The organism is Sphingobium subterraneum, assembly GCF_014199435.1.
Lineage (GTDB): Bacteria > Pseudomonadota > Alphaproteobacteria > Sphingomonadales > Sphingomonadaceae > Sphingobium > Sphingobium subterraneum.
This window is the reverse complement of sequence record NZ_JACIJP010000002.1, coordinates 250609-261979: the sequence shown is the minus strand read 5'-3', so window position 1 is coordinate 261979 and position 11371 is coordinate 250609. Positions and strand designations below refer to the sequence as shown.

Below are 11371 nucleotides of genomic sequence, written 5' to 3'. Positions count from 1 at the left end.
ATAGCTTGCAATATCGTTATATTCAGAAGTAAGTAGAATATAATTCAACAATTTGTTGGATTATATTGGGGGCAACAAAATATTAACGCCCTAAAAATTAGGTTGCGCGTCATGGTCAAAAGGACAACACTTGCTGTCAAGCTTGCGTTGGCGCAGGCTGAGACTACGTCGCCAGAAATTTTGCGCGAACTAGCTAAAAGCCATAATTTTTGGCTGCAAAGAGCGATTATTTCTAACTTCCGTATCCCAGAAGACACATTGGCGGATTTTGCGCGGAACAAGAGATCGGGGGTTCGAATGGCAGTTGCGATGGCATCGCACACTCCAGCATGGATATTGCAATTTCTGGCTAGCGACCATCACGATCTTGTACGCCGGGCAGTGGCAATGAATCCAAATACACCGATTTTTTCGTTACAGGCGCTAGTAAACGATATTTATCCTGGAGTTCATCTTGGCTTGGCGCAAAATCCGAATACACCGGCCATAATTATGGAGTCCTTGGTGGATCGACTGGGAAAAAAAGGGCGTAAGCGATTGGCTGGCATTGTCCGTTACTCTCCATCAATTGTAAAACGGCTGTCAAAAGATCCCGTTCTGCAGGTGCGATACAAGGTCGCGCATAATCCAAACCTCGACAGTGATATGGTACTTGGGTTGTTGGAAACGGATGACCTTGGTCAAATGCGTAATGTTGCGAGACGCAAACATGGATTACCGGCACTAGCGATCATTCAGCTTTGGGCGACGGGAGACCCCGAAATTTTGCGTTCCTTGGCAATGAATTCAAAAATTTTGTAAGTATCGTCGGCCTTTCAAAATGCGATCACAAATTTAGCCAATACTGACTGGCACAGCGGGGATCCCTCCCACCACCTTGCCAACTCGCCCCACTTCCGCTAGTGACCCCACCATATCGCGCGCTCGCAAGGTGCGTGACCCCTGACGACATCCACGGAGCCAATGGGTCCAAGGATCGACGCTGGTCGGCGAGGTTTCGCCCACCGGCGTGTTTGTCGTTTGGGGATGACACGGTTTTCCGCGGGTTTCCGCAATTGAGGTTGGCATGTTCGAGTCATTGAGCGATCGCCTGAGTGGTGTGTTCGACAAGCTTCGGGGGCGCGGTGCGCTGACCGAGGACGACGTGCGCACCGCGATGCGCGAGGTGCGAGTCGCGCTGCTCGAAGCCGACGTTGCCCTCCCCGTGGTGCGCGAATTCGTCGACAAGGCGACCGAGCGCGCGGTCGGATCGGACGTATTGCGTTCGGTCACGCCGGGCCAGATGGTGGTCAAGATCGTCAGCGACACGCTGACTGAGTTTCTCGGCGCGGACTCGTCCGAGCTGCTGCTCGATGTCACGCCGCCCGCCGTCATCATGATGGTCGGCCTGCAGGGCTCGGGCAAGACGACGACCACCGCCAAGATCGCCAAGCGGCTGAAGGAAAAAGAGCGCAAGAAGGTGATGATGGCGTCGCTCGACGTCAACCGCCCGGCGGCGCAGGAACAGCTCGCCATCCTCGGCACGCAGATCGACGTTGCCACCCTGCCGATCGTCGCGGGGCAACAGCCGGTGGACATCGCACGCCGCGCCCTACAGTCCGCGAAGCTGCAGGGCTTCGACGTGGTGATGCTCGACACCGCCGGTCGCCTCCATGTCGATCAGGCGCTGATGGACGAGATGAAGGCTGTCGCGGCCGCCTCTGTCCCGCAGGAAATCCTTCTCGTCGTCGACGCGCTGACCGGGCAGGACGCGGTCAACGTCGCGAAGAACTTCACCGAGCAGGTGCCGCTCACCGGCGTCGTCCTCACCCGTATGGATGGCGACGCGCGCGGCGGCGCGGCGCTGTCGATGCGCGCGGTCACCGGATCGCCGATCAAGTTTGCGGGGACCGGCGAAAAGCTTGATGCGATCGAACCCTTCCATCCGCAGCGCGTCGCGCAGCGCATTCTGGGTATGGGCGATGTCGTATCGCTGGTCGAGCGCGCCGCCGAAGCGATCGATGTCGAGGAAGCCGACAAGCTCGCCAAGAAGATGGCGAAGGGCCAGTTCGATCTCAACGACCTGCGCATGCAGTTGCGCCAGATGCAGAAGATGGGCGGCCTCGGCGCGCTGGCCGGAATGATCCCCGGCCTCAAGAAGGCGCAACAGGCGATGGCGCAGAGCGGCGCCAACGACAAGGCGCTGGTCCATCTCGACGCGATCATCGGATCGATGACCGCCAAGGAGCGCGAGCGCCCCGCGATCATCAACGCCAAGCGCAAGATCCGCATCGCCAAGGGATCGGGCACCACGGTGCAGGAAGTCAACCGCCTCTTGAAGATGCACCAGGAAATGGAAGGCGCGATGAAGAAGATCCGCAAGATGGGCGGATTGGGCGGCCTCGCAAAGATGTTCGGCGCCGGTGGTGGCCTGGGGGGTCTGGGCGGCGGCGGTGGCGGCGCGCTCGGTGGTCTGGGCGGCTTGCTCGGCGGCGGGGGCGGCGGTGGCCTGCCCGGTCTTCCCGGCGGCGGCGGGGGTCTTCCTCCCGGGTTCGACAAGTTCAAGAAGTGATTTTCGGTTTCGTTTCAAATATCTGAATATGCAAGAAAGGTAAGGTTTCGGTCTATGGCAACATCCATTCGTCTGTCGCGTGGCGGCTCGAAAAAGCGTCCCTATTACAAGATCGTGGTGTCGGACAGCCGTTCGCCGCGCGACGGCCGCTTCATTGAGCGGATCGGCAGCTACAACCCGCTGCTCGCCAAGGGTGACGAGAAGCGCATCGTGCTCGATGTCGAGCGTGCGAAGCACTGGGTTTCGGTGGGCGCGCAGCCGACCGATCGCGTCGCCCGCTTCCTCGACGCCGCGGGCGTGAAGGAACGCGCAGCCCGCAACAACCCCAACAAGGCAGAGCCGGGCCAGAAGGCCAAGGATCGCGCCGAGGACAAGGCCGCGAAGATCGCCGAGGCCGAAGAGGCGAAGGCCGCCGCTGAAGCCGCCGCTGCGGAAGCGGCCGCTGCGCCTGCTCCGGCCGAAGAAGCGCCCGCTGAGGACGTTGTCGCCGAGGAAGCGCCTGCTGTCGAAGAAGCGGCTCCTGCTGAAGAAGCTGCTGCCCCGGAAGGCGATGCCGCTCCGGAACAGGCCGAGGGCTGATCTTGGAAGACCGCCCCGTCACGCTGGCCGCCATCATCGGTGCGCACGGAGTGACGGGGGAGGTCCGGCTGAAGCTGTTCGGCGAAGGGCCGGATAGCCTGAAGCACTATAAGAGCTTCGATGGGGCCGGACGCACGCTGACGCTCAAGTCGGTGCGTCCCGGTCCCAATGGCGCGGTCGCCCGCTTTGCCGAGGTGACGGACCGTAACGCGGCCGAAGCTCTGCGCGGAACGCCGCTCACCGTGCCCCGCTCTGCCCTGCCACCGCTGGGCGAGGGCGAATATTATCATGTCGACATCATCGACCTGCCCTGCGTGTCGGATACCGGCGAGGATCTGGGCCGGATCGTCGCGGTGGAAAATTTCGGCGCGGGCGACATTCTTGAGATCGCGCGGCCGACCGGCAAGCGCTTCATGGTGCCGATCAAGGCGGCGGAGATCGGCGACGACCGCGCCGTGATAGATGGGGCGTTCGTCGAATGACCGAGATTCTGCCGTTTCTCTATATTCTGGTGCTGACCTTGTTCGGCTGGGTGCTGTCGCTCGTGCGCTGGAAGCGCGAGCGCAAATGGCTCGCCGCCATCGGCAGCGTACTGGGCGTGCCCGCCCTGTTCATTATTCCGACGCTGACTCATCCGGGCAATGAATTTGCCAGCCTGCAACGCGCGGTGGGGATCACCGCCTTGGTATGGGGCGTGGTGGCGGTGGCGCTCGGCTGGGGCGGGTCCGTCTGGCTACGCCGCCTGCGCGACCGCACGCGCCGCTAACGGGACGCCTCGCGGCGGAACCATCTGCTTTATCCGTCCGTTCGATCTGCATCCGGGCCGCTGCGGCTCCCGCTGCGGCCCTCTGACACAGAAGGACGTAATATGGCGCACGCCAATACCATCTTCGATTCCCTCATCGCCGATCACCGCAAGCACCGCGCGTTGCTCGAACAGATCGACGCGGCCGAGGCGGGATCGACGCACCACCGTGCGTTGTTCGAGGAATTCACGCTCGAAGTGAAAGCCCATGCGGCTGCCGAGGAGCAGGCGTTCTACTCGACCATCATGCGCAAACCGACCCTGACGGAGGAAACGCGGCATTCGGTGTCCGAGCACAAGGAGATCGAGGATCTGCTGAACGAACTTGCGGCGACCGATCCGAAATCCGACGAATGGGAGGACAGCTACGCCGAGCTGCGCCACCAGTATCTGCACCATATCGACGAGGAAGAAGAAGATGTCTTCCCGGCCGCTACGGAGGTGCTGTCGGAGGAGGACGAGCGTCATATGCGCAGCGTGTTCGAACGCCGCAAGGCCATCGAGAAGGACGAGGCGGAAATCACCCCTGAAAAGGAACATCAGGAATAGGCCACAGCGACCACCGTCCGGGCGGGCCACCCACGGCCCGCCCGGACGTCATTCCGGTCCCTGTTCCGCGCTCTTGGTCAGCTTCCCGACCGGGCGACGACATCCTTTTCCCAGCTCTCCCGGCACGCGGCGCTCAGCTGGTTTTTCTTCCAGCACTGCTTCGCCATCGAGGGCACGGCGGAGCGATAGCTGTAGGCCGGGTTGCTGAAATATTGCTCGCCGCTCAGCACCAGGGACTTGCGGACCTCGCCCATGCGCCGCTGCGCCAGTTGATAGAGCGTCCCGCGTTCCGCAAAGATCGCGTCGCGACCGACCGATCCCATGGTCTGGCAGAAACCGCGCTGCGCCTGCACCGTCGAATAGCCCGAATAGATCCGCGTCCCGTACTGGTCGAGTTCCTTCTGCCAGGTCTTGCCGCGCGTGCGCTTGAAATAGGCCGATACGCCATCAAACGCGGCGCCCAGTTCCGATTTGTGATGGGCGAGCATCGCGTTGTAATTGCTGACGGTCAGCAGCGTCGGCTCGAAATCGCACTGGAGCGCCGCGACGTTCAGTGCCGAGCGCATATGCCACACCAGCGCCGAGCGCAGCTCGCTCGGATTGGCGCCGGGCAGGTTGAGGCCCAGTTCGGGTTCCGCCCCGGTCACCGGCGGCGTGGAGAGATTGGGCGGCGACCAGAAAAACTGCGCCGATGCGGGCGCCGCGATGCAGGCAAGCCCGCCGAGCAGAGCAACACTCAGCGCGCGACGGAAACGGGCAGGGCCGGAGATACGGAAGGTCATCATGTCATTGCTCCGCCACGGTTTCGGCGCTGTTGCCGACCGCGGCATCCTGGGGTTTGGGGGCGGGTACGCTGCTGTTCGACGCCGGGCCGGTGGCGTTGCCGCTGTCGGCAATGGCCACCGCTTCGGATTGTACGCCGTCCAGGTCGGTCATCGCGTCGTTGATCGTGCCGTCGACCACGTCCATGTCCTTCATCTTGACGGTCCCGGATGTCCCGCTGCCCTTGTCTCCGCAGCCGGAGAGCGACAAGGCGACCAGCGAAACCGCAAGGGCGATGCTGGGGCGAAGGACGGAACGGGCTAGCGGCATAGGCATCTCCTTTGGGCGACCGAACCCGCCAGTAACGTTCCGGCGCGGCAATTGGGGGCGACCTTATCGTCGGCTGTGGTGCTGCTCAAGAATAATCAAGGGGATAGGCGCGCCTCCATCAGACGGCACAGTCGGCTGGCGGGCAGCGGCGCAATCCGGCGATGAACGCTGGAAAACGCGCGCGCAGCGCATTGTCGAAATCGGCCATCGTCACAGTCTTGCCCAATGCCGCCAGGCTGGTGACGGGAAATTCGCTGATGCCGCACGGCACGATGCCCGAAAAATGTGTCAGGTCGGGGTCGATATTGACCGAAAACCCGTGCAGCGTCACCCAGCGGCGGACCCGCACGCCGATCGCCCCGATTTTCGCCTCGCGCCCGTTTCGATCGTCGGTCCAGATGCCGATGCGCCCTTCCGCCCGGCGCGCTTCCACGCCGAAGTCGCCCAGCGTCGCGATGACCCAGCCTTCCAGCCCGTGCACGAAATTGCGAATGTCCTTGCCCCGCCGCGCCAGATCGATGGTGAGATAGCCGACCCGCTGCCCCGGCCCGTGATAGGTGTAGCGCCCGCCACGCCCGGCATCATAAACCGGAAAACGGGGGTCGAGCAGCTCCGCCGTGTCGGCGCTCGTACCGGCCGTGTAGAGCGGCGGGTGCTCGATCAGCCAGACGCGCTCGCCCGCCTCCCCCGCGGCCACGGCGGCGGCGCGCGCTTCCATATCGGCGAGCGCCTGCGGATAGGGCAGGGGATCCGGCTCGATCCGCCATTCGATTTCGGCGGGCGACGCCCCGTCGTGCGGCTTTTCATCCATGTCCGATCCTTGACTTGGGGAAAGCCAGCGATCAAGTGTCAAAAGGCGGATGTGCCGCGGTTTCGGGATAGGCGACCATTTCATGACACTGTCGATCGGCAAGGCTTGGGAAGAGGCGCGGGCGTTCATCGCGCGCGAGCGGGTGTTGCTTCTTCCCGTCGCGCTGCTGCTGATCGGCGTGCCGTTGGCGCTGATTTTCCAGCTGATTCCCGCCAGCCTTCGTTCGATGCCACAGAATATGGCCACGAACCCGCCGGTGCTTCCCGCCGGTAATCTGTTCGGCATCCTGCTCGGCGTTCTGATCACGATCGCGGGATCTCTGGCCCTCTACGCGCTGGCGCTGCGCCCGGGGATCAGCGTGGGCGAAGCGATCCAGCTCGGCCTGCGGCGCATGCCGATCAGCGTTGCGGCAACGCTGCTGATGGCGTTCGGTCTGTCGATCCCGCTGCTGGCGGTCGAACTGGCGGTCCCCGCGCTGGGCCGCACCCTTCTCGGGCTCGCGGGCGTTTTTCTGTCCGTGCGCCTGATGCTCATCAACGCCGTCATCGTCGAACGTCCGGTCGGCCCCTTTCGCGCGCTGGTGGAAAGCTGGCGGCTCGCGAAGGGTCATTTCTGGCGGCTGGCGCTGTTTCTGGTGATGATTGCGGTTCCGGCCATCCTCGCGCAGGTGGTCGCCCAGATGCTGTTCGGAACAGTGGGCTTCGTTATCGGCGGCGCGGAGCTGGGGAGGGGCCTTGCCGATGTCGCGGTCGCACTGGTGATGGCGAGCGTGCAGTTGCTGACCATCGTGATGGTCGCCCGATTTTACCGGCAGGTGAGTTAGGGCGCACAGAACTCCGTCGGCATTTCCGTTCCGTTCGTGCTGAGTGTCGTTGAGCGAAGTCGAAACGACGTATCGAAGCACCCTTCGATACGGGACTTCGGCAAGCTCAGTCTCCACTCAGGGCGAACGGGCTCCGGGGTTATCCTTCTCAGAGGTCTCCAATAACGGAATATGCGCTCCCGCCTCGCGCGGGAGGATGCCGGAGAGGCGCGGATCGGCGAAGGTCTCGATTTCCCGCCCGGTCGCGACGAAATCGGCCTTGCGGTAAAAGGGCAGGGCGGCCGGGTGATCGAGCGAGCAGGTGCGCACCCGCACCCGTTCGACGCCCTTGCGCCAGGCGAGCATCCTGGTGTGCGCCATCAGCCACACGCCATGACCCTGCCCGGCAAGCTGCGGCACCAGTCCGAGGAACGCGATCATGCAGATCCCCTCCGTCCGAAAATCGAGTTCCAGCAGGCCGATCTCGATCCCGTGCGGATCGGTAATGGCGTAGATCTCGACCGCCGGATCTTCGATGATCGCCCGGACCGCAGCGTCGTCCATCACCAGACGGGAAAACCACAGCCACGGCGCCCCGACCCGGCGGAACAGGGTGCGGTATTTCTCCAGCTCCGGCGCCTTCCACCGCACCAGCCGCAGCGGTGAAAAGGGCAAGGGCGCGGGCGCCGGGCGCTGCGTCATCTCCAGCGTCGTGACGACGGCGGCGAGGTGTCCGGGCGGAACGGGCTGGATGCTCATGCCGGGCGGCGGCGCATTACGACCATGTCGCGAGCGGCGGCAGGCTCATCAGAATCGCGTCGATATTGCCGCCGGTCTTCAGCCCGAACAATGTGCCCCGGTCATACACCAGGTTGAACTCGGCATAGCGCCCGCGCCATTCCAGCATCCGCGCGGTGTCGGCCTCTGTAAACGGCATGCCCATGCGCCGCCGCACGATCGGCGGATAGGCGGCCAGAAACGTGTCGCCGACCGCCCGGGTGAAGGCGAAATTCGCGTCGAAGTCGCCCTCCAGATGGTCGTAGAAAATGCCGCCGACGCCCCGGTGCACCTGCCGATGGGGAATATAGAAATACTCGTCCGCCCACGCCTTGAACCGGGGGTAATGCTCCGGGTCATGCGCGTCGCACGCGCTTTTCAGCGTGTCGTGAAACTGCGCGGTGTCCTCTTCGTAGGGGAGCGGCGGGTTGAGGTCCGCCCCGCCGCCGAACCAGCGCTTGGTGGTGACGAGGAAGCGGGTGTTCATGTGGACGGCCGGGACATGCGGGTTGGCCATATGCGCGACAAGGCTGATGCCCGTCGCAAAGAACTGCGGATTTTCGTCCGCGCCATGGATCGTCTTGGCGAATTCGGGCGCGAACGCCCCGCCGACCGTCGAGACATTGACGCCGACCTTCTCGAACACCTTGCCCTTCATCACGCCGCGCACGCCGCCGCCGCCTTCGCCCGGCGCCAGCCCCTCGGCCTCGCGCTCCCAGGGCGTGTAAACGAAATTCGCGTCGCTGCCCGCCTCCCGCTCGATCGCGGTGAATTCCGCGCAGATGCGGTCGCGCAGCGATTCGAACCAGGTCCGGGCGGCGGCTTGTTGCGGGTCGAGGGCGATCATCATGAGGTTCCTAGCTGGGTGTCTGGCCCGTCTGGCGGAGCGCTTCGTGCAGCGCGATGCCCGCCGCGACGGCAATATTCAAGGATCGAAAGCCCGCCGCCATCGGAATGCGCAGCGCCAGATCGGCGCGGCTGTGCACATCGTCCGGCACGCCCGCGCTTTCCGATCCCAGCAGCAGCGTGTCGTCCGCGCGCAGCGCCGCGTCCGACAGGGTGATCGTCCCGCGCGAGGTCAGCAGCACGATGCGGCTGTGCGCGGCCGCGCGGGAATCGAAGAATTCCGCCGCATTGGCGTGGCGCGTCACGTCCGCCTGGCCCTCATAGTCCATCGCCGCGCGCTTCAGCTGGCGGTCGGAAAAGGGAAAGCCGCACGGCATCACGATGTCGAGCGGCACCGCGAAACAGGCGCATAACCGCATGATCGTGCCGACATTTCCGGCGATATCGGGTTGATAGAGAGCGAGCCGCATCGCGCGCTCCATAATGGCCCATGCAATCTTTGTCACATCCCCTTCAAATTGATGTTGGCAAAACGGGGGTTTGAGCGCTATCAGGCCCGCGAAAGCGCCGGGGGGTTAAGGCGAGCCGTGTCCAACGGCCGTCGAATCTCTTGTAAAACCGAAGGGATGCGGGCAAGGCGGCGCGTAGTGGTCCTGAACGACAAGGGTATGTGAATGGCGACGCTAGAAGAGACGGGAACCAGCGATGCGGGGGCCAGCGGTGAAGAGGGCGTTCGTCGCCGTGATTTCATCAATATCGCGGCCGTGAGCTTTGCCGGGGTCGGCGGCGTCGTCGCCGTTCTCCCGCTGATCAACCAGATGAACCCCAGCGCCGACGTTCTGGCGATGGCGACCACCGAAGTGGACCTTTCCGGGATCCAGCCGGGGCAGGCGATCAAGACCACATTCCGGTCGCAACCGCTGTTCGTGCGGCAGCTGACCCCCAAGGAAATCGCCGAGGCCGACAAGGTCGATCCTTCTACGCTGCGCGATCCGCAGTCGCTGGAAGAACGCACCGTCGACGGCAAGAAGCAGTGGCTCATCACCATGGGTGTCTGCACCCATCTGGGCTGCGTTCCGCTGGGCGCGGGCGAGGGTGAAAACCGGGGCGAGTTCGGCGGCTATTTCTGCCCCTGCCACGGTTCGTCCTATGATACCGCCGCCCGCATCCGCAAGGGTCCGGCTCCCAAGAACCTGGAGGTTCCGGCCTACAAGTTCACGTCCGACACCGCCATTCTCGTAGGCTGAGGAAGCAATCGATGAGTTTTCCCTGGGCACAGCATTACACCCCCAAAGCGCCGCTGATGCAGTGGATCGACCAGCGTCTTCCGCTGCCGCGTCTGGTCTATAACGCGGTCGGCGCCGGCTATCCGGTTCCGCGCAACCTCAACTATTTCTGGAACTTCGGCGTGCTTTCGGGCCTCGCCTTGATGATCCAGATCGTGACCGGCATCATCATGGCGATGCATTACGGCGCGAACGAGCTCGTCGCCTTCAGCTCGATCGAGCACACCATGCGCGACGTGAACGGTGGCTGGCTGATGCGCTACGCCCACGCCAACGGGGCAAGCTTCTTCTTCATCGTGGTCTATCTCCACATCTTCCGCGGCCTGTATTTCAGTTCCTACAAGGCGCCGCGCGAAATGGTCTGGCTGCTCGGCCTGGTCATCTTCCTTCTGATGATGGCGACTGCGTTCATGGGCTATGTGCTTCCCTGGGGCCAGATGAGCTATTGGGGCGCAAAGGTCATCACCGGCCTGTTCGGCGCGATCCCGCTGGTGGGTGAGCCGATCCAGACGTGGCTGCTGGGCGGTTTCGCTCCCGGCAACGCCGCACTGAACCGCTTCTTCTCGCTGCACTATCTGCTGCCGTTCGTGATCGCGGGTGTCATCATCCTGCACATCTGGGCGCTGCACATTCCCGGTTCGAGCAACCCGACGGGCGTCGAGGTCAAGGGTCCGCAGGACACCGTGCCGTTCCACCCCTATTACACCGCGAAGGACGGCTTCGGAGCGGGCGTGTTCCTGATCCTGTTCGCTATCCTGCTCTATTTCGCGCCGAACTTCCTGGGCCACCCCGATAACTATATCGAGGCGAACCCGCTTTCGACGCCTGCGCACATCGTGCCGGAATGGTATTTCTGGCCCTTCTACGCGATTCTGCGCGCCTTCACGTTCGACTTCTTCTTCATTCCGGCGAAGCTGCTTGGCGTGCTCGCGATGTTCGCATCGATCCTGCTGCTCTTCTTCCTGCCCTGGCTCGATACCTCGCCGGTGCGCTCGGGCAACTATCGGCCGGTGTTCAAGAAGTTCTTCTGGATCCTCGTGGCAGACGTGCTGGTGCTCGGTTATTGCGGTGGCGCTCCGGCGGCGGAACCCTTCGTGATGATCAGCCAGGTGGCTGCGGCCTATTATTTCGCGCACTTCCTTATCATCCTGCCGCTGATCGCGATGTTCGAGAAGCCGCTGCCGTTGCCGGGCTCGATCACCGAAGCCGTGCTGGCCAAACATGGGGAACACGGCGCCGCCGTTGTTCCGGCCGAATAAGGGGGGCCAGATAG

General features: G+C 63.3%; 15 protein-coding genes. 9 read left to right on the top strand and 6 right to left on the bottom strand.

The features are described 5' to 3' along the window. Nucleotides 1-111: 111 nt before the first annotated feature. The 6 genes from FHS92_RS07960 (at nucleotide 112) to FHS92_RS07935 (ending at nucleotide 4484) form a co-directional block, all read left to right on the top strand. On the top strand, nucleotides 112-801 hold the full coding sequence (locus tag FHS92_RS07960) for a hypothetical protein (protein ID WP_184079335.1): 690 nt from the start codon (nucleotides 112-114) through the stop codon (nucleotides 799-801). Nucleotides 802-1066: 265 nt separating this feature from the next. Then, nucleotides 1067-2551, top strand: a complete 1485-nt coding sequence (ffh, locus tag FHS92_RS07955) for a signal recognition particle protein (RefSeq protein ID WP_184079333.1) — start codon at nucleotides 1067-1069, stop codon at nucleotides 2549-2551. Between the two features lie 54 nt (nucleotides 2552-2605). Next, nucleotides 2606-3130 (top strand): 30S ribosomal protein S16, encoded by a 525-nt coding sequence (gene rpsP / locus FHS92_RS07950; protein WP_184079331.1) that lies wholly within the window; start codon nucleotides 2606-2608, stop codon nucleotides 3128-3130. 2 nt (nucleotides 3131-3132) lie between these two features. After that, on the top strand, nucleotides 3133-3612 hold the full coding sequence (gene rimM, locus FHS92_RS07945) for a ribosome maturation factor RimM (RefSeq protein ID WP_184079329.1): 480 nt from the start codon (nucleotides 3133-3135) through the stop codon (nucleotides 3610-3612). Further along, nucleotides 3609-3896, top strand: a complete 288-nt coding sequence (locus FHS92_RS07940; protein ID WP_184079328.1) for a hypothetical protein — start codon at nucleotides 3609-3611, stop codon at nucleotides 3894-3896. The genes rimM and FHS92_RS07940 overlap by 4 nt, the downstream gene beginning before the upstream one ends. Nucleotides 3897-3998: 102 nt before the next feature. Continuing rightward, nucleotides 3999-4484 carry a hemerythrin domain-containing protein gene (locus tag FHS92_RS07935; RefSeq protein WP_184079325.1) on the top strand — a complete coding sequence of 162 codons (486 nt, stop codon included), beginning with the start codon at nucleotides 3999-4001 and terminating at the stop codon, nucleotides 4482-4484. 77 nt (nucleotides 4485-4561) lie between these two features. Here the strand turns inward: FHS92_RS07935 and FHS92_RS07930 are convergent, their stop codons facing one another. The 3 genes from FHS92_RS07930 to lipB all read right to left on the bottom strand — a co-directional run bounded on the left by FHS92_RS07930 (nucleotide 4562) and on the right by lipB (nucleotide 6387). Beyond that, nucleotides 4562-5269, bottom strand: coding sequence for a hypothetical protein (locus FHS92_RS07930; protein ID WP_246351866.1), 708 nt, complete (start codon nucleotides 5267-5269; stop codon nucleotides 4562-4564). A gap of 1 nt (nucleotide 5270) precedes the next feature. Continuing rightward, nucleotides 5271-5576 carry a hypothetical protein gene (locus tag FHS92_RS18300; RefSeq protein ID WP_246351865.1) on the bottom strand — a complete coding sequence of 102 codons (306 nt, stop codon included), beginning with the start codon at nucleotides 5574-5576 and terminating at the stop codon, nucleotides 5271-5273. A 118-nt stretch (nucleotides 5577-5694) separates the two neighbouring features. Then, the gene (gene lipB / locus FHS92_RS07920; RefSeq protein WP_184079324.1) at nucleotides 5695-6387 is read right to left on the bottom strand and encodes a lipoyl(octanoyl) transferase LipB; all 693 of its coding nucleotides are present in this window, start codon (nucleotides 6385-6387) and stop codon (nucleotides 5695-5697) included. An 82-nt stretch (nucleotides 6388-6469) separates the two neighbouring features. Between lipB and FHS92_RS07915 the strand changes: the two genes are divergently transcribed. Then, nucleotides 6470-7210 carry a hypothetical protein gene (locus FHS92_RS07915; RefSeq protein ID WP_184079322.1) on the top strand — a complete coding sequence of 247 codons (741 nt, stop codon included), beginning with the start codon at nucleotides 6470-6472 and terminating at the stop codon, nucleotides 7208-7210. 117 nt (nucleotides 7211-7327) lie between these two features. Here the strand turns inward: FHS92_RS07915 and FHS92_RS07910 are convergent, their stop codons facing one another. The 3 genes from FHS92_RS07910 to FHS92_RS07900 are packed head-to-tail and all read right to left on the bottom strand — an operon-like array spanning nucleotide 7328 to nucleotide 9282. Next, nucleotides 7328-7948, bottom strand: coding sequence for a GNAT family N-acetyltransferase (locus FHS92_RS07910; protein WP_184079320.1), 621 nt, complete (start codon nucleotides 7946-7948; stop codon nucleotides 7328-7330). A 16-nt stretch (nucleotides 7949-7964) separates the two neighbouring features. Beyond that, nucleotides 7965-8816 (bottom strand): oxygen-dependent coproporphyrinogen oxidase, encoded by an 852-nt coding sequence (hemF, locus tag FHS92_RS07905; RefSeq protein ID WP_184079318.1) that lies wholly within the window; start codon nucleotides 8814-8816, stop codon nucleotides 7965-7967. A gap of 7 nt (nucleotides 8817-8823) precedes the next feature. Beyond that, nucleotides 8824-9282, bottom strand: a complete 459-nt coding sequence (locus FHS92_RS07900; RefSeq protein ID WP_184080245.1) for a tRNA (cytidine(34)-2'-O)-methyltransferase — start codon at nucleotides 9280-9282, stop codon at nucleotides 8824-8826. Nucleotides 9283-9486: 204 nt separating this feature from the next. Here FHS92_RS07900 and petA point away from each other — a divergent pair, with 204 nt between their 5' ends. Further along, nucleotides 9487-10059, top strand: coding sequence for a ubiquinol-cytochrome c reductase iron-sulfur subunit (petA, locus tag FHS92_RS07895; protein ID WP_184079316.1), 573 nt, complete (start codon nucleotides 9487-9489; stop codon nucleotides 10057-10059). 11 nt (nucleotides 10060-10070) lie between these two features. Next, nucleotides 10071-11357 (top strand): cytochrome b, encoded by a 1287-nt coding sequence (locus FHS92_RS07890; RefSeq protein WP_184079314.1) that lies wholly within the window; start codon nucleotides 10071-10073, stop codon nucleotides 11355-11357. Nucleotides 11358-11371 lie beyond the last annotated feature (14 nt).

What these genes read in the sequence shown, in the direction of transcription:
- FHS92_RS07960 (WP_184079335.1), top strand. Translation starts at nt 112, where the DNA reads ATGGTCAAAAGGACAACACTTGCTGTCAAGCTTGCGTTGGCGCAGGCT.
- ffh (WP_184079333.1), top strand. Translation starts at nt 1,067, where the DNA reads ATGTTCGAGTCATTGAGCGATCGCCTGAGTGGTGTGTTCGACAAGCTT.
- rpsP (WP_184079331.1), top strand. Translation starts at nt 2,606, where the DNA reads ATGGCAACATCCATTCGTCTGTCGCGTGGCGGCTCGAAAAAGCGTCCC.
- FHS92_RS07940 (WP_184079328.1), top strand. Translation starts at nt 3,609, where the DNA reads ATGACCGAGATTCTGCCGTTTCTCTATATTCTGGTGCTGACCTTGTTC.
- FHS92_RS07935 (WP_184079325.1), top strand. Translation starts at nt 3,999, where the DNA reads ATGGCGCACGCCAATACCATCTTCGATTCCCTCATCGCCGATCACCGC.
- FHS92_RS07930 (WP_246351866.1), bottom strand. Translation starts at nt 5,269, where the DNA reads ATGATGACCTTCCGTATCTCCGGCCCTGCCCGTTTCCGTCGCGCGCTG.
- FHS92_RS18300 (WP_246351865.1), bottom strand. Translation starts at nt 5,576, where the DNA reads ATGCCGCTAGCCCGTTCCGTCCTTCGCCCCAGCATCGCCCTTGCGGTT.
- lipB (WP_184079324.1), bottom strand. Translation starts at nt 6,387, where the DNA reads ATGGATGAAAAGCCGCACGACGGGGCGTCGCCCGCCGAAATCGAATGG.
- FHS92_RS07915 (WP_184079322.1), top strand. Translation starts at nt 6,470, where the DNA reads ATGACACTGTCGATCGGCAAGGCTTGGGAAGAGGCGCGGGCGTTCATC.
- FHS92_RS07910 (WP_184079320.1), bottom strand. Translation starts at nt 7,948, where the DNA reads ATGAGCATCCAGCCCGTTCCGCCCGGACACCTCGCCGCCGTCGTCACG.
- hemF (WP_184079318.1), bottom strand. Translation starts at nt 8,816, where the DNA reads ATGATGATCGCCCTCGACCCGCAACAAGCCGCCGCCCGGACCTGGTTC.
- FHS92_RS07900 (WP_184080245.1), bottom strand. Translation starts at nt 9,282, where the DNA reads ATGCGGCTCGCTCTCTATCAACCCGATATCGCCGGAAATGTCGGCACG.
- petA (WP_184079316.1), top strand. Translation starts at nt 9,487, where the DNA reads ATGGCGACGCTAGAAGAGACGGGAACCAGCGATGCGGGGGCCAGCGGT.
- FHS92_RS07890 (WP_184079314.1), top strand. Translation starts at nt 10,071, where the DNA reads ATGAGTTTTCCCTGGGCACAGCATTACACCCCCAAAGCGCCGCTGATG.